14 protein-coding genes are annotated in these 16,907 nt (G+C 63.0%); 7 read left to right on the top strand and 7 right to left on the bottom strand.

The features are described from left to right. Positions 1–69 precede the first annotated feature (69 nt). The gene (locus tag NKG59_RS14555) at positions 70–2,430 is read left to right on the top strand and encodes a UvrD-helicase domain-containing protein (RefSeq protein ID WP_253538041.1); all 2,361 of its coding nucleotides are present in this window, start codon (positions 70–72) and stop codon (positions 2,428–2,430) included. A 24-nt stretch (positions 2,431–2,454) separates the two neighbouring features. Here NKG59_RS14555 and NKG59_RS14550 read toward each other — a convergent pair whose 3' ends face one another. The 4 genes from NKG59_RS14550 to NKG59_RS14535 all read right to left on the bottom strand — a co-directional run bounded on the left by NKG59_RS14550 (position 2,455) and on the right by NKG59_RS14535 (position 5,809). Further along, the gene (locus tag NKG59_RS14550) at positions 2,455–3,252 is read right to left on the bottom strand and encodes a BPSS1780 family membrane protein (RefSeq protein ID WP_045206045.1); all 798 of its coding nucleotides are present in this window, start codon (positions 3,250–3,252) and stop codon (positions 2,455–2,457) included. Next, positions 3,243–4,247: a homoserine kinase gene (locus tag NKG59_RS14545; RefSeq protein ID WP_253538038.1), complete on the bottom strand. Its 1,005-nt coding sequence runs from the start codon at positions 4,245–4,247 to the stop codon at positions 3,243–3,245. Before NKG59_RS14545 ends, NKG59_RS14550 begins: the two co-directional genes overlap by 10 nt. Positions 4,248–4,332: 85 nt before the next feature. Beyond that, complete coding sequence (locus NKG59_RS14540; RefSeq protein ID WP_253538035.1) at positions 4,333–4,761, bottom strand: hypothetical protein; 429 nt, start codon at positions 4,759–4,761, stop codon at positions 4,333–4,335. Positions 4,762–4,855: 94 nt separating this feature from the next. After that, positions 4,856–5,809 carry an LOG family protein gene (locus tag NKG59_RS14535; RefSeq protein WP_253538032.1) on the bottom strand — a complete coding sequence of 318 codons (954 nt, stop codon included), beginning with the start codon at positions 5,807–5,809 and terminating at the stop codon, positions 4,856–4,858. 4 nt (positions 5,810–5,813) lie between these two features. Between NKG59_RS14535 and polA the strand changes: the two genes are divergently transcribed. The 4 genes from polA (at position 5,814) to NKG59_RS14515 (ending at position 12,104) form a co-directional block, all read left to right on the top strand. Next, entirely contained in the window at positions 5,814–8,627 is a 2,814-nt protein-coding gene (gene polA / locus NKG59_RS14530; protein ID WP_253538029.1) for a DNA polymerase I, read from the top strand. Between the two features lie 207 nt (positions 8,628–8,834). Then, positions 8,835–10,169 carry an NAD(P)/FAD-dependent oxidoreductase gene (locus tag NKG59_RS14525; RefSeq protein WP_253538026.1) on the top strand — a complete coding sequence of 445 codons (1,335 nt, stop codon included), beginning with the start codon at positions 8,835–8,837 and terminating at the stop codon, positions 10,167–10,169. 102 nt (positions 10,170–10,271) lie between these two features. Beyond that, complete coding sequence (locus tag NKG59_RS14520) at positions 10,272–11,150, top strand: dienelactone hydrolase family protein (RefSeq protein WP_253538023.1); 879 nt, start codon at positions 10,272–10,274, stop codon at positions 11,148–11,150. Positions 11,151–11,297: 147 nt separating this feature from the next. Beyond that, a complete protein-coding gene (locus NKG59_RS14515; RefSeq protein ID WP_045206052.1) occupies positions 11,298–12,104 on the top strand; it encodes a ZIP family metal transporter in 807 nt (268 codons plus the stop codon). Positions 12,105–12,176: 72 nt separating this feature from the next. Here the strand turns inward: NKG59_RS14515 and NKG59_RS14510 are convergent, their stop codons facing one another. From NKG59_RS14510 to NKG59_RS14500, 3 genes are all read right to left on the bottom strand, one after another. Continuing rightward, positions 12,177–13,064 (bottom strand): sulfurtransferase, encoded by an 888-nt coding sequence (locus NKG59_RS14510; RefSeq protein ID WP_253538021.1) that lies wholly within the window; start codon positions 13,062–13,064, stop codon positions 12,177–12,179. Positions 13,065–13,085: 21 nt separating this feature from the next. Then, the gene (locus tag NKG59_RS14505; protein ID WP_253538018.1) at positions 13,086–14,075 is read right to left on the bottom strand and encodes a DMT family transporter; all 990 of its coding nucleotides are present in this window, start codon (positions 14,073–14,075) and stop codon (positions 13,086–13,088) included. 100 nt (positions 14,076–14,175) lie between these two features. Further along, positions 14,176–15,273, bottom strand: coding sequence for an aromatic ring-hydroxylating oxygenase subunit alpha (locus NKG59_RS14500; RefSeq protein WP_045206055.1), 1,098 nt, complete (start codon positions 15,271–15,273; stop codon positions 14,176–14,178). Positions 15,274–15,687: 414 nt separating this feature from the next. On the opposite strand from NKG59_RS14500, the gene NKG59_RS14495 reads away from it, so the two are divergent. Next, on the top strand, positions 15,688–15,975 hold the full coding sequence (locus NKG59_RS14495) for an exodeoxyribonuclease VII small subunit (RefSeq protein ID WP_045206056.1): 288 nt from the start codon (positions 15,688–15,690) through the stop codon (positions 15,973–15,975). Further along, positions 15,972–16,871, top strand: a complete 900-nt coding sequence (locus NKG59_RS14490; protein ID WP_045206057.1) for a polyprenyl synthetase family protein — start codon at positions 15,972–15,974, stop codon at positions 16,869–16,871. The genes NKG59_RS14495 and NKG59_RS14490 overlap by 4 nt, the downstream gene beginning before the upstream one ends. Positions 16,872–16,907 lie beyond the last annotated feature (36 nt).

Raw genomic sequence — 16,907 nt, 5'->3', positions numbered from 1 at the left:
ATGTCCGGCACGGGCGAAGCGGCGAATGCGGCCGGTATAATTTCAGGATTCTGCCGAGGCTCCTCCCGCATGTCCGACCTGCTCGCCAATCTGAACCCCGAACAACGCGCTGCCATCACCCTTCCCGATGAATCGGCGCTGATCCTGGCGGGGGCGGGCAGCGGCAAGACGCGTGTGTTGACTACCCGCATCGCTTGGCTGATCCAGAGTGCGCGGGTGTCGCCGTCGGGTGTGCTGGCCGTCACGTTTACGAACAAGGCGGCCAAGGAAATGACGGCCCGCCTGCAGGCCATGCTGCCGATCAACACGCGCGCCATGTGGATCGGCACGTTCCACGGCCTGTGCAACCGGTTGCTGCGCGCGCATTACCGCGATGCCGGCTTACCGCAGACGTTCCAGATTCTGGACACGCAAGACCAGCTTTCCGCCGTGAAGCGCTTGCTCAAGTCGCTCAATATCGACGACGAGAAATTCCCGCCAAAGAACGTCCAGTACTTCATCAATGGCGCCAAGGAGCAGGGCTTGCGCGCGGGCGATCTGGAAATCGCCAACGAATACGACCGCCGCATGGCCGACCTCTACGCCGCTTACGACGCGCAATGCCAGCGCGAAGGCGTGGTCGATTTTGCCGAACTGCTGCTGCGCTGCTACGAACTGCTGCGCTACAACGACGCCATCCGCGCGCACTACCAACGGCGCTTCAAGCACATCTTGGTTGACGAGTTCCAGGATACGAACAAGCTGCAATACGCCTGGCTGAAGATTCTGGCCGGCCTCGGCGAGCCCGGTGTCGCGCCCAACGCTATCTTCGCGGTGGGCGACGATGATCAGAGCATCTACGCGTTTCGTGGTGCCAACGTTGGCAATATGGTCGACTTTGAACGTGAATTCCGCGTCGAGCACCGGATCAAGCTGGAGCAGAACTATCGCTCGCACGGCCACATCCTCGATACCGCCAACCACCTGATCTCGCACAACACGCGTCGGCTGGGTAAGAACCTGCGTACCGATGCCGGCCACGGTGAGCCGGTGCGTGTCTACCAGGCCGCGACGGATGGACAAGAGGCCGGTTGGATCGTCGAAGAAATCCGTGACCGTATTGCCAGCGGTACGGCGCGTTCGGAAATCGCCATCCTGTATCGCAGCAACGCGCAGTCACGGGTGATCGAGCACGCGCTGTTCTCGGCTGGCATCGCTTACAAGGTGTACGGCGGCCTGCGCTTCTTCGAGCGCGCGGAAATCAAGCACGCGCTGGCGTACATCCAGCTGCTGGAGAACTCGGATAACGATGCTGCGTTTGGCCGCGTGGTGAACTTTCCGGCGCGCGGCGTTGGGGTGCGCTCCCTGGAGCAGTTGCAGGATGCGGCGCGGCTGTATGGCATCTCGCTCGCAGCGGCGGTGCCGTATCTCACGGGCGCGGCGGGCACCAAGTTGTCGGCGTTTGTCCGTCTGATCGAACAGATGCGTGCCGACACGCGCCAGATGACGCTGCCCGAGATCGTCCAGCACGTCATCCACGCCAGCGGCCTGATCACGCATTACCAGGGCGAGAAGGAAGGCCAGGACCGCATCGAGAACTTGCAGGAACTGGTCACCGCAGCCCAAGCCTTCGTTGCCGAGGAAGGCTACGGCGTCGACGCGATTGCGACCGCGCTGCCGGTGCGCCACGACGCCATGCTTCGCATCGAAGGCGGCGAGATCGATACCGCCTCTGAACTCGTGACCGACGAGACGCCTGCGGAGATGACGCCGCTGGTCGCGTTTCTTACGCACGCCTCGCTCGAAGCAGGCGACAACCAGGCCCAGGCCGGCCAGGATGCCGTGCAGATGATGACCGTGCATGCGGCCAAGGGGCTGGAGTTCCACGTCGTCTTCATCACTGGGCTGGAAGAAGGCTTGTTCCCGCACGAAAACAGCCAGATGGAGAAGGACGGCCTGGAGGAAGAGCGCCGCCTGATGTATGTGGCGATTACGCGCGCGCGCGAGCGGTTGTATCTGTCGTTCGCGCAAAGCCGCGTGCTGCACGGACAGATTCGCTACCACATCCGCTCACGCTTCTTTGACGAACTCCCCGAAGAGACGCTGAAGTGGCTGACGCCGCAGCACTCGGGCTACCAGGCGACGCGCCGTGTGCAAGGCGATTCCGCCTGGGGCAAGGACTGGTTCAAGCGTCCCGAGCGCGGTGATGATGACGCCTACACTGGCCGCCCGACCGGCGGCATGGACACCGGCAAGAATTACGCCGATGCCAAGCGTGCAGAGGCCACGGGCTTCCGCGTGGGCCAGTCGGTGTTCCACAACAAGTTCGGGGAAGGCGTCATCACGACGCTGGAAGGCGAGGGCGCCGAGGCGCGCGCCCAGATCAAGTTCAACCGCCACGGGGTGAAAACGCTGGCGTTGGGTATCGCCAAGCTCGACCCGATCAACTGAGCGTCGATCGGGCCATCGGGCCGATCAGGCCGCTGTGTCAGTCGTCTGGCCGGCGGCCTGTGTCACGTTGAAACAACCGCGGTACGTGGCATAGAACGAGCAGTACAGCACCGCCATCACCAGAATCCGGTACGGCGTGGCGATGATCGGGGCGATGTTGTTGGCGCCGCTCGATGCGAACAGCGCATCGATGAACAGCGGCACGGCGATCAGCAAGATTGCGACGAGCACGCCGTACACGATGAAGGCCGCCCGATTGCGCCACACGGTCATCCAGCTGAAGAACAGCGCCTTGCCCACCGGGATGCCGTGCCATGCCACCAGCAACGGCGCAAACCAGAACAGCACCGCCACCGGGATGTACAGCACCGAGCCCATCACCATGGCGAGGTAGAACTCGCGGATCGCCTCAGTCGTGAGCGGTTTGTCGCTGACGACGGTCATGAGCGTGTCAACGTCCACCATCGTCATCAGCACGCCGCTGACCACGAGAACCAGCACGCCATAGATGCCGCCAAGCTTGAGCAGGCCGCGCCTTGCATCCTTACCGTATGCGCGAAAGCCCGCGATGAGCGACGCCGGCCCGACGCGCTTGCCCGCCACTGTGTCGCGGCAGGCCGACATGAAGCCCACAAAGATGGCCGGATTCACCAGCAGGATGGCGAACACACCAATCGGCGGCACTAGCAGCATCAACAGGTTGACCGCGAACAGATAGATGAACAGCAGCAGCAAGAATCCAATCGGGTTCTTGCGAAACAGCCACGCACCCTGGCGCAGCCAGACGTAGCCTTGCTTGGCCGGTACTTCAATCAGTTGCATGGTTGGGGAAGATCCAGAGTCAGGGCGCTCGCGCCAACCCGTTCACGGAGCACGCGCTCGAAGTGGGTGGGGTCATGCGGCTTGAGCAGTTCGGCGTCGCGCGGCAGATAGAAATCCCACAGGCGCGAGACCCAGAAACGATAGGCTGCGGCACGCAGCATGTCTTGCCAGTGCCGCGATTCGGCGTCTGTGAACGGACGCTCGGCGTGATAGGCGTGGAGCATGGCCCGTGCCCGTTCGGCATCCAGCACGCCCGTGGCCAGGTCGATGCACCAGTCGTTCACGGTGACGGCCACGTCGAAGAGCCACTTGTCGACACCGGCAAAGTAAAAGTCGAAGAAGCCGCCCAGGCGTTCCGGCTGGCCATCGGCGGCCGGCTCGAACAGCACGTTGTCGCGGAAGAGATCGCAATGGCACGGGCCTTCGGGCAGCGCGGCGTAGTCGGCGCTGGCGAAGAAGCGTTGTTGATGCGCGAGTTCGCTTTCCAGCAGCGCGCGCGTGTCGCCGTGCACGAAGGGCACGACGTCGGGCACGACTTCGTTCCACCACGGCAGGCTGCGCAGGTTTGGCTGATGGCGTGGGTAGTCGCGCCCCGCCAGATGCATGCGCGCGAGCATGTCGCCGACGATGGCGCATTCCGACACCGTGGGCGCCAGGTTCGAGCGGCCCGCCAGACGCGTCACGATAGTCGCCGGCTTGCCGTTGAGCGTGCGCAGGATCTCGCCGTCGCGCCCCGGAATCGGCGCCGGCACGCTGATGTCGTGCTGCGCCAGATGCTGCATCAGATACAGGTAGAACGGCAGTTGCTCGAACGTCAGCCGCTCGAACAGGGTGACGACGTATTCGTGCGTCTGCCCATCGTTTTCCGTTGTCAGGAAGAAGTTGGAGTTTTCGATCCCGGACGGGATGCCGCGAAATGCGCGCACGGCGCCCACATCGTATTGGTCCAGCCAGAGGGAGATCTCGGCGTCGGAGACCGGGGTGAAAACAGCCATGCTTCAGGAACGGGAAACGGGTGGAGGGAAAGCGGGCCGGTCTACCGAGGAGCCGGCCTGCAGGCGCCGCGGTCGCGGCACAGGCTTAGAACTTCAGGACGTTGACCGAGGGCACACGGTCGATATCGCCGCGCTCGCGGATACGCGGCGAGCTGTCTTCCGGCTTGCTCAGGTTGTAGGACGTGCCCATGCCCGACTTGACATGGATATCCGGCGCCTGGCCCTTCTGGAAGCGGTATTCCTCGACCTGCGTACCGTCGTTGTCGCGGTAGTCGAAGCTCGGCTTGACGCGCTCGTTGTGGATGGCGCCTCGAGTCGGCTTGGAAATCGGCTGATTGTTGATCGCCTTGACGTCCGGCAGGTCCAAACCGGCGCTGTCAGAGGTCACCTCGGCGTGCGCAGGCAGGGCGAGGCAAAAAATGGCGCCTGCCAGCAGCCCAGCGTGGCGCATCAGGCGCGCGGCATTGGCAAAGCCGGAGTGGACGGGGGCGGGCGGGTGAAGCAGCGAATCCATCATGGACTCCGGCGGGTGATCTGAGACCCTACATTCTAGCAGTCCAGCCTCCCGCCATCGTCCGTTTGCGTGGCGCCAAATGCCACACGCAAGATTACAGATAGAACATTTCTTCCTTGGGCGGAATCGGCGAGGTGCCTTCGCGCTTTTCGTAGAACTCGTAGACGGCATCGAGCGCGTCCTTGGGTTCGTCGACGATGCGCATGATGTCCAGGTCGTGCTCGGCAATCAAGCCCATTGGCAGCAGCGTAAAGCGGAACCAATCCAGCAGGCCCTTCCAGAAATGACTGCCGAACATGACCACCGGCACACTGCGCGACTTGCCCGTCTGGACGAGCGTGAGCACTTCAGCCAGTTCATCGAGCGTGCCGAAACCGCCGGGCATGACGATGAACGCATCCGAGTTCTTCACGAAGGTGACCTTGCGCGTGAAGAAATGGCGGAAGCGCATCGAGATGTCCTGGTATCGATTGCCTTGCTGTTCGTGTGGCAGTTCGATGTTCAGGCCGACGCTGGCCGACTTGCCGGCGTGGGCGCCCTTGTTGGCCGCTTCCATGATGCCGGGGCCTCCGCCGGAGATGACGGCGAAGCCCGCATCCGAGAACAGCCGGGCGATTTCGATGGTGCGTTCGTAGTACGGCGAATCCTCGCGCAGGCGCGCGCTGCCGTAGATTGAGACGGCCGGACGGATCTCCGAAAGGTACTCGGTCGCCTCGATGAACTCTGCCATAATCGTGAACATCTGCCAGGAGGCGCGCGCTTTCTTTGCGGTGGCGCGTTCTTCGTCGGCGAGTGCCCGCAGGCTGGGGATCATCTTGCGATCGGTACGGCCGTGTGTCGCGTCAGCTTGGGGCTCCTGTTCAACGCCCACTGTCACGTTGACGTCCATGTCGGCCGTGGTGGCCTGGCGCGAGGGGCTCACACCGGTCAGTTCAGCCGCCGAAACCTCCGTCGCGGAAGCACCAGCAGCCTGCTTTGCCATGCCGCCTTCAGCAGAAGCGCCATTATCGGAAACGCCTTTTGGCGTTCCAGTCACTTTAGAGTCCATGGGAATGTCGGAAAGTCAAGAAACGCTGTTGCTCGTCGATGGCTCGAGTTATCTATACCGTGCCTATCACGCACTGCCCGACTTGCGAAACGGAGAAGGGTTTCCTACGGGGGCCATCTACGGCATCGTGAACATGCTGCGCAAACTGCGCAACGACTACCCGGCCAAGTATAGCGCCTGCATTTTCGACGCCAAAGGCAAGACCTTTCGCGACGACCTCTATCCGGCCTACAAGGAGCATCGCGCGCCCATGCCCGATGACCTGCGCGCGCAGATCGAACCAATCCACGAAGCCGTACGGGCATTGGGTTGGCCCATCCTGGTGGTAGAGGGCGTCGAGGCCGACGATGTGATCGGTACCCTGGCCGAACGGGCGGCTCGCGAAGGCGTCCGGACCATCGTCTCAACGGGGGATAAGGACCTCGCTCAACTGGTGAATGACCACGTCACGCTAGTCAACACCATGACCAATGAAACGCTCGATCCGGCCGGCGTGCAAGCCAAGTTCGGCGTGCCGCCCGAACGCATCGTCGACTATCTTTCGCTGATTGGCGACACTGTGGACAACGTGCCGGGGGTGCCCAAGGTCGGCCCGAAAACGGCGGTGAAATGGTTGTCGGAATTCGGCACGCTCGACAATGTCATGGCGCGCGCGGGCGAGATCAAGGGCGTGGTGGGCGACAACCTTCGCAGCACGCTTGAGTGGCTGCCCAAGGGCCGCGAGCTGCTGACAGTGAAGCTCGACTGCGACCTCAGCAAAGAAGTACCGACATTCGATGCGCTGATCGACGGCGGCGAAGACAAATCCAAGCTCGTCGATTTCTTCTCCCGATACGGCTTCAAGACGTGGCTGCGCGAGGCCTCCGGAGAAGCGCTGCCCGATACGCGCAGCATGGGTGCCGCGCGCAAGGCCGCGACGCCAGTGAAGAATTACGCCGGCGAGGCCGCGCAACTGCAAGCCCAGGCCAGCCTGTTCGACGTGGAAGCGCCGCCCGACGAGATCAAGTATGAGACGGTGACGACTGAAGCGCAGCTCGAATCATGGATGCAGCGTCTGGATGAAGTGGACCTCGTCTGCATCGATACCGAGACGACATCCATTGACCCGATGCTTGCGCAGTTGGTTGGCATTTCGCTGTCGGTCAAGCCGGGCGAGGCTTGCTACATTCCGGTGGCGCATCGCGGCCCTGATGTGGCCGGGTTTGATGCTGCGGCGCAGCTCTCGCGAGACACCGTGCTTGCGCGCATGAAATTGTGGCTTGAAGATGAATCGCGCAAGAAGGTCGGACAGCATCTGAAGTATGACGCGCATGTGTTTGCCAACCATGGCATCGCGCTGCGCGGCATCGAGCACGACACGATGCTCGAATCGTACGTGCTCGAATCCCACCGCAATCACGGCATGGATGCACTGGCCGAGCGCGTGCTGCACTTGAAGACGATCACCTACGAAGCTGTGTGCGGCAAGGGCGCCTCGCAGATCGGCTTTGACGAAGTGCCGCTCGATCGCGCCACCGAATACGCGGCGGAGGACGCCGATATCACGCTGCGTCTGCATCGCACGCTGTTCCCCAAGGTGGCCGAAGACGACAAGCTGCGCTACGTCTACGAGCAGATCGAAATGCCGACCTCCATCGTGCTGCAGAAGATGGAGCGCAACGGCGTGTTGATCGATGCCGACCGCCTGGCCAAGCAGAGCAATGAGCTGGGCTTGCGCCTGATCGATCTGGAGGCCGAGGCGCACAAGCTTGCGGGGCAGCCGTTCAACCTCGGCTCGCCCAAGCAGATCGGCGACATCTTCTTCAACCAGATGAAGCTGCCGGTCATCAAGAAGACCGCAAGCGGCGCGCCGTCGACCGACGAAGAAGTGCTGCAGAAGCTGGCAGAAGACTACCCGCTGCCGAAGCTGCTGCTCGATTACCGGGGCCTGGCCAAGCTTAAGTCCACCTACACCGACAAGCTGCCGAAGATGGTCAACCCGCGCACTGGCCGGGTCCACACCACCTACGGTCAGGCGACGGCGGTGACGGGCCGTCTGGCCTCGACCGATCCGAACCTGCAGAACATTCCCGTGCGCACGGAAGAGGGGCGGCGCATCCGCGAAGCGTTCATCGCCCCGGAGGGCAGCGTGATCGTGTCGGCTGACTACTCGCAGATCGAACTGCGCATCATGGCGCATCTGTCACAGGACGAAGGCTTGATGCGTGCGTTCCGCGAGGGCCAGGACGTGCACCGCGCCACGGCCGCCGAAGTGTTCAACGTGACGCCGCTGGAGGTTTCGCCCGACCAGCGCCGTGTGGCGAAGGTCATCAACTTTGGCCTGATCTACGGCATGAGCGCGTTCGGGCTGGCCAGCAATCTAGGCATTGGGCGCGACGCTGCCAAGCTCTATATCGACCGCTACTTCGCCCGCTACCCCGGCGCCGCGAGCTACATGGAAGAAACCCGCCAGAGTGCGCGCGAGCAAGGCTACGTGGAGACTGTTTTCGGCCGTCGCCTGTGGCTGCCGGATATCAACGGCGGCAACGGCCCACGTCGTCAGGCTGCCGAGCGCGCCGCCATTAACGCGCCGATGCAAGGCACGGCGGCTGACCTGATCAAGCTGTCGATGCTGGCTGTGCAAGGTTGGCTCGAAGCCGAGGCGATGCGCTCGCGCCTTGTCATGCAGGTGCACGATGAACTGGTTCTGGAAGTCCCGCAGGACGAACTGGCCGTGGTGCGCGAGCGTCTGCCCGAGCTGATGTGCAGCGTCGCAACGTTGCGCGTGCCTCTGGTGGCCGAAGTTGGCGTGGGTGCCAACTGGGAAGAGGCGCACTGACGCAATCGCTTGCCGCCTGAGCGCCGCCCTGTAATACAAGGCGTGGCGCCAGTTTGCCTGCCGAGGCAGCCTGCGGAGGGCCTTGGCATGCGGTTGTCATGATTCGCCATATCCATGCGTGCGGGGTTGCGGTGAATTTTGCGTTGCAGCAGACTGCACCTGACAGATCACGTGATCGAAAAGATTCAACGGCTCCAGGAGAGGCACATGGCAGGGCAGACGGATGGCGCAGGCGAGGCGAACGGGCCGCGCATTGTGGTGGTCGGCGGGGGCGCTGGCGGGTTGGAACTCGCAACGCGGCTGGGCGACAAGCTCGGCAAGCGCGGCGCAGCGCAGGTCATTCTGGTCGACCGCAACCCCACACACATCTGGAAACCGCTGCTGCATGAAGTCGCCGCCGGCAGCATGGATCCAAACACGCATCAGCTCGAATATGCGGCGCAGGCGCGCTGGCACGGCTTCGAATTCCAGCAGGGCGAGCTGAAGGGCCTCGATCGCGTCGCCAAATCCATCATTGTTTCCGGATGCGTTGACGCCGACGGCACCGAGGTGCTGCCCGAGCGCGCAATTGCGTACGACACGCTGGTGCTGTCCATCGGTAGCGTGACGCATTTCTTCGGCGTGCCGGGCACGGCCGAGCACGCCATCGCCCTCGACACCGCATGGCAAGCCGAGCGCTTCCGTCGCAGGCTCATCGCAGCGTGTATGCGCGCACAGAACGGTATGGGCGATGCGCGTCCGCAGGTGGACATCGCCATCGTCGGTGCGGGTGCCACGGGCGTGGAACTGTCGGCAGAGTTGCGCAACACCGCCCACGTGTTGGCCGCGTATGGCCTGCACAAGCTGGACCCGCGCCACGACATCCGCATCCATTTGATCGAGGGCGGCCCGCGCATTTTGCCGGTGCTCAAGGAGCGCATTTCGGCAGCGACCACCAAGCTGCTGCACAAGCTCGACGTGGACGTCGTCACCAGCGAACGTGTGACGGAAGTCACTGCCAGCGCCGTCAACACGGCCAGCGGCAAGTCTATTCCGGCGGATCTGACCGTGTGGGCCGCGGGCATCCGTGCACCGTCGGTGCTGGGCGAACTGGGGCTGCCGGTGAACAAGCTGGGTCAGATTGTCGTCTCGCGCACGCTGCAGGTGGAAGGCGACGACTCGATCTACGCCTTTGGCGATTGCGCAAGCTGCCCGTGGCCCGAGGCGTCGACTAGCGTGCCGCCGCGTGCGCAGGCTGCGCATCAGCAGGCCACCTATCTGTTCGACGCGTTGCGCAAGCGCATGGATGGCAAGCCGGTCCAGCCGTTCGCGTTCAAGGATCTTGGTTCGCTGGTCTCGCTCGGCCATTTCAGCGCGGTCGGCAGCCTGATGGGCGGGCTGATCGGCGGATCGATGTTCATCGAAGGCCTGATGGCACGGCTGATGTACACGTCGCTGTATCGCATGCACGTTCTGGCGCTGCACGGTTGGGTGCGCATGTCGGTGGATACGGTCATGCACTGGCTGCGCAGCAAGACGAATCCGCGGGTCAAGCTGCACTAGGCTGTTCCCTGTACTTGTGCTGGTTGCCTGGCTCGGCAGCAATGCAACCGCTTCGGTAGACTAGCCGCTTCGTTCACCGTAACCGCCCGCGAGGAGAGTGCGATGCAGCTTGATGCAGAAGTGGAGAGCCTGGTACCCGGCCGCAGCTTTGACCGTCGCGGCTTCATGAAGACGGCACTGGGCTCGGCCTTTGCGGCTGCGGTGCTGCCGGTGACTGCGCAGACGATCCATACCGATTTCAATGGGCTGACGGCGGGCGAGGTGATTGTGCTCGTCGGCGATTTCAAGATGCCGGCCTATCGCGCCCAGCCAGAAGGCAAGACGAAGCTTCCGGTGGTGATTGTCGTCAGCGAGATCTTTGGCGTGCACGAATACATTGCCGATATCTGCCGGCGCTTTGCCAAGCTCGGCTATCTGGCGATCGCGCCTGAGTTGTTTGTGCGCCAGGGCGATCCGCGCGCTTACGGCACGGTCCAGGAAGCCGTCGCCAACGTGGTATCCAAGGTGCCGGATTCGCAGGTGGCGGGCGATATCGACGCCACGATCGCATGGGCCCAGGAGAACGGGGGCGACGCGGCGCGTATCGGCATCACCGGTTTCTGCTGGGGCGGACGTCACGTCTGGTTTGCCGCGGAGCGCAATCCCAGCATCAGGGCTGCAGTGTCTTGGTACGGGCCGCTGAAGGGCAATCCGAATCCGCTGCAACCGGCTTCGCCCATCGACAAGGTGGACGAATTGAAGGCGCCCGTGCTGGGCCTCTACGGCGCGAAGGACACCGTGATCACGGAAGACGTGCGCGACACGATGAAAACCGCGTTGGAAAAGTCCAAGAACCCCAAGGCGCACGCATCGCGCATCATCGTGTATCCGAATTCGGGCCACGCATTTCATGCCGATTACCGCCCGAGCTATGTGAAGGCCGACGCGGAAGATGGTTGGAAGAAGTGCCTCGCCTGGTTCAAGGATCACGGCGTGGTGTAGCGCCTCCACGCGCTGACCATGGAAGGCCCTCGCAGTCGCTGGGGCCTTTTTCTTTTGTCTGTGCTGGCAAAGGTTGATAAAGCGGCATACAATTCGCCCTTCTTGCAACTCTGTTGCGTTTATTGGCTCCCGCTGCGTCACCTCCGCATGACCTTCGATACCACCCTGTTAGGCATTCTTCTCGCCACCGCGCTGTCTGGCATCGGCAGCATGGCGGGCGCCGCCGTGCTGTCATTGACGGTGCTGTCGCGCATGGTCGATCGGATGGTCAGCTTTTCGGTGGGCGTGCTGCTGGCCACGTCGCTGCTGCATTCGCTGCCGGAGGCGTTCGAATCGCATCGCGGTATCGAGCCCAACACGCATGCGTTGTTCGCCACGTTGCTGGCGGGGCTGCTGGGTTTCTTCCTGCTGGAAAAGATCTCGCTGATCCGCCATTCACACCATCACGAGGGCGATGGTCACGGACATCACCACGGCCATGACAGGCAGGAAGCGGGCCGCAGCGGCCTGATGATCCTGGTGGGCGATGGTCTGCATAACTTTTCGGACGGCATCGTCATCGCGGCGGCGTTCCTGGCGGACACCAAGGTAGGCATCGTCACTGCGCTGGCGATTGCCGCTCACGAGATTCCGCAAGAGATTGGCGACTTTATGGTGCTGCTCAACGCCGGGTTCACCAAGACGCGCGCCTTTGTCTACAACCTGCTCTGCAGTGTTTGCGCGCTGGTGGGCGCGGTGCTTGGCTATTACTTGCTGGACCGCCTGACGTCGTGGATTCCATACGTGCTGGTGGTGGCGTCGAGCAGTTTCATTTACATCGCCGTGTGCGATCTGATGCCGCAGATGAAGCGCCGGCCGCGCTGGCAGGAATCGGCGGTGCAGGTCGCGTTGATTGCAGCGGGCATCGCGATGATCTTTTTGCTGACCGAAGGTTTGCACGGTCACGCGCACTGAGGTGCCGCATTCGCTTCAAGAAAAAAAAGCCCGGTTGATGCCGGGCTTTTTGCTGCACGCCAGATTCGCAGATTACTGATTCGGCCCCGTCGCCACGGGGCGCGATGGGTCGCTGCACCACTCGCTCCACGAGCCGGCGTAGAGCGCTGCGCCCGTCAGGCCGGCGATCTCCATGGCCAATGCGTTGTGGCAGGCGGTTACGCCAGAGCCACATTGCAGCGTCGCGTCTTGCGGCCGGGCACCGGCCAGCACGCCATCAAACTCGGCACGCAATTGTTCCGCAGGCTTGAACGTGCCGTCGGCCTGCAGGTTGTCGCGGAAGAAGCGATTGCGTGCGCCCGGGATGTGGCCGCCAACGGGGTCGAGCGTTTCGTTCTCGCCACGGTAGCGGTCGGGGGCGCGGGCATCGACGACGGGCTTGTCGGCGTGGCCCAGGTATTTCTGCACGATATCTGCAGTCACCATCTGCACGAGCGAGGGCTTGCGCGTGATGTTGCCGGGCGTGGCGTTGAGCTGCGGTTCTTCGGGCACGATCTGGTCGACGGGGAAGTGCGCGGCTTCCCAGGCCTGCAGGCCGCCATCTAGCACGGCCGCATCGGCATGGCCGACCCAGCGCAGCAGCCACCACAGGCGCGCGGCGTACATGCTGCCCTGGCGGTCATACGCGACGACTTGCGTGTCGTCGTTGACGCCCAGTGCCTGCAGGCGCGCGACCAAGGCTTCTGCATCGGGCAGCGGGTGGCGGCCGTTCGTGCCGGTTTTCGGGCCCGATAGCTCGTTGTCGAGATGCATGTAGAACGCGCCGGGCACATGGCTGGCGTGATACGCATCGCGCCCCGCGGCGGGGTTGGCAAGGTCAAAGCTGCAATCGATGACGACCACCGCTTCGGGGGCGCTCTGCTGCAGGGCGGCCAGTTGCGGTGCGGTAATGAGGGTGGCGTAGTGAGCGCGTTCGCTCATGGCGGCAATCTCCTGGGTCGATCAAACTTCTGGGTGAATCTCGGCTTCCGGGCCGGACACGGCTGTCTGCGGCGTCGGATGCTCGGTGCCCGACTGACGGGCGCGCATGACGGTAGTCACGATGCCGCTGCCGATGATGAGTGCCATGCCCGCCCACGACAGCGCGTTCAGGTGGTCATTCCACAGCAACATACCCCACCCGCTCGCAAAGACGATGCCGGTGTATTGCAGGTTAGCAGTCAGCAGCGTGTTACCGCGTTTGTAGGCACGCGTCATGGCGGTCTGGCCCAGCGTGGCCAGAAGCCCGACCGCCAGCAGCAGCGCCGCGCTGTGCAACGTATGCGGCTGCGCGCCGCCTATCAGCATCCAGACGCCGCCAGCAATTGCGCTCACCAAGGAAAAGTAGAACACGATGCGTGCCTCGTTCTCGCCCAGGTCGCCCAGTTGGCGGACCTCCACATAGGCGAGGGCCGTGAACACGCCCGACACCAGCCCAACCATGCCGCCGGCAAGCTGGGACGGCCCGCCGCCCACGCTGGGTTGCAGCAGGCACAGCACACCGACAAACGACATCAGGATTGCAGCCACCATCTTCTTGTCGGCGCCCGCGGCTTTGCCAGCCATTGCCGCACCCGCGCCGATGATCAGCGCAATCCACACCGGCGACATGTAGTTCAGCGTCATGGCCGTCGCCAGCGGCAGCAGGCTGATCGACGTGAACCACAGCAGGAGAGACGTCACCCCGAACACGCTGCGCTTGATGTGCGCCATGAGGTAGGGCGTGCGGATGCCCGCGCCGGTCTTGGCCAGGATGGCGCCCATCAGCGTCATGCCGATCACGCTGCGGTAGAACACGATCTCGCCGGTGCTGTAATGCGCCGAGGCCAGTTTTACGCACACGCCCATCGCCGAGAAGGCAAATGCGGCGAGGATCATCCACAGCGATTGGCGAGAGGAGCTCTCGGCCGTCTGGGCGGCAGTCTGAGCAGCGGTTGCAGTGTCGGCAGGCATGGTGAGGGGGCGAGGGCGAAAAAAAACGGTGCGGCCTGTGAGGGCTGCACCGTTCCTATTGTGACGCGGAAGCCGGCGGATGCCTACCTTCAGTCGTCGCCTAGTAGTCCATCACGCGTCGATACCACTCGTGGAAGTGCTGCATGCCGTCTTCCATGGGCGATTGGTACGGGCCAACTTCGCTGGTGCCGCGCTTGAGCAGGGCGAGGCGTCCGGCGTCCATGCGCTCGGCGATCTCGTCGTCCTCGATGCACGTTTCCATGTAGGCGGCGCGCTCGGCTTCAACGAATTCGCGCTCAAACAGCACGATCTCTTCCGGATAATAGAACTCGACCACGTTGCGTGTCTTTGTCGGGCCCATCGGATGCAGCGTCGACACCACGAGCACGTTCGGATACCACTCGACCATCACGTTCGGGTAATACGTGAGCCACACCGCGCCGTACTTCGGCATCTCGCCGTTGTTGAAGCGCAGTACGGCGTCATGCCACTTCTGGTAAGCCGGTGTGCCGGGTTTGCGCAAATTGGCGTGGATGCCGACCGTCTGCACGCTGTGCCACTCGCCAAATTCCCATTCCAGGTCGTCACACGAGACGAACTGGCCCAGGCCTGGGTGGAAGGGCACGACGTGGTAGTCCTCGAGGTACACCTCGATGAAGGTCTTCCAGTTGTAGTTGCAGTCGTGCACCTCGACGTGGTCGAGCATGTAGCCGGAAAAATCGAGATCACGCGCCACGCCCAGGCGTGCAAGGTCTTCGCGCACGTCACGCTTACCCTCGAACAGCAGGCCGTTCCAGTTCTGCAGCGGCGAGCGCGACAGATGCACGCATGGTTGCTTCTCGAAGTGCGGAGCGCCCAGCAGGTCGCCCTTCAGGTCGTACGTCCAGCGATGCAGCGGGCAGACGATGTTCTGGGCATTGCCGCGCCCATTGAGCATGATTGCCTGCCGATGCCGGCACACATTGGAGAGCAGTTCGACGCCGTTCGGGTTGCGCACCAGCACGCGGCCTTCGGCCTCGGCGGCAAGCGTGTGATAGTCGCCAACTTCCGGGACCATCAACTCATGGCCGACGTAACCGGGGCCATGTTTGAACAGACGTTCGATTTCAGTTTGATACAGCGCCTCGTCGAAGTAAGCAGAGACGGGCAACTGGGTTTCAGACGGCACTAAATTCAGTGCGGCGCTGAGATTGGACATTATCCCCACTCCCAATAACGGTGAAAGCAGTGAACAACCCAACCATCGACAAGATCGATTTGGGAAAGGACGCCATCGGCAGGTGGCCTAGGGTCTGTTGAGGTAGGAAACGAGCGCTTGCTGGCCCCCGCTTGGGCCAACGACCATACGTTCAATGGGCCAACAGACCCAAACCATCGTGCGGAGCGGCGTACACCGGCCCGGCCTTTGGAGGAAAGGGGGCGATTGTACCCCAGAGAAATTGATAAGTCCCTGATTTTCGAACCCTTTCCGCTTCCAGCCGCCCGACCGTCAGGCTGACGATGCCCCGCCTTGCCAGCGCAAACCGCTATCCCGCGCCTTGCGGGATGTGCGCGGAACGCACGCGGAATTGCCGTAAAATGCCAGATTGTCCTTTTCTGATTCGCAATCGGCATGCCCCGTGCCTCAAACGACGCCTCCAGCAGCGCGTCCGCCACTCCCTCTGCTACGCCCGCTTCCTATGAGGCGGCCATGGCGGAACTCGAAACCCTCGTCGCCAGCATGGAATCCGGTGAATTGCCGCTGGAAGCCTCGCTTGCGGCGTATCGACGCGGAGCCGAGCTGGTCAAATACTGTCAGCAGGTGCTGGAACGCGTCGAGCAGCAGGTGCGCGTGCTTGATGGCGATGCCCTGAAGCCGTTATCCGACGACAGCAGCGCCAACGAGCAAGGCGATGCATGAGTGATTTCGCCCAATGGATGGCGTCTGTGGTCGCGCGCACGGAAGGTGCACTCGAGCGCGCGCTGCCGGCCGAAACCGTCTCGCCGCAACGCCTGCATGCCGCCATGCGCTACGCCACGCTAGGTGCGGGCAAGCGTGTGCGCCCATTGTTGGCGCACGCCGCTGGTGCGCTGGGCGACGCATCGCCTGAGGCACTCGACGGCGTAAGCTGCGCGGTGGAGATGATCCATGCCTATTCGCTCGTTCACGACGATATGCCGTGCATGGACGACGACGACCTGCGCCGGGGCCGCCCGACCGTGCATCGCGCCTATGATGAAGCGACGGCACTGCTGGTGGGTGATGCCTTGCAGACGCAGGCGTTCATCGTGTTGGCTGAGCTGTGCGCCGTGAGCCAGGCGACGCGTGCAGTGTTGGTGGCTGAATTGGCGCGCGCTTCCGGTTCGCTCGGCATGGCGGGCGGTCAGGCGATCGATCTGCAAAGCGTCGGCATTGCGCTGTCTCAGGACGAATTGGAGGCAATGCATCGCATGAAGACCGGTGCCTTGCTGCGGGCGAGTCTGCGGATGGGCGCGCTCTGTGCTGGCGTGAATGCCGCAGCCTTGGAGCAGGTTGATGTTTATGCCGGCGCGGTCGGTCTCGCGTTCCAGGTGGTCGACGACATCCTCGATGTGACCGCCGATACCGCCACGCTGGGCAAAACCGCTGGCAAGGACGAGGCCAACGACAAGCCGACTTACGTGTCCATCCTCGGGCTGGACAAGGCCCGGGCACTGGCCGACGAGCTGCACGCCGCAGCGGGTGCGGCGGTTGCCCAACTTGCCCGCGAATCGGGCAAAGCCCGTACCGATCGATTGGTCGAAATGGCCGACCTGATCGTGCGGCGTGGCCACTGAACAACATTGCATAGACGGTAGAAGTCTTTGCCAAAA

The sequence above is a fragment of the Ralstonia chuxiongensis genome (assembly GCF_024158925.1).
Classification (GTDB): Bacteria; Pseudomonadota; Gammaproteobacteria; order Burkholderiales; family Burkholderiaceae; genus Ralstonia; species Ralstonia chuxiongensis.
This window is presented reverse-complemented; position numbering and strand designations above follow the sequence as displayed.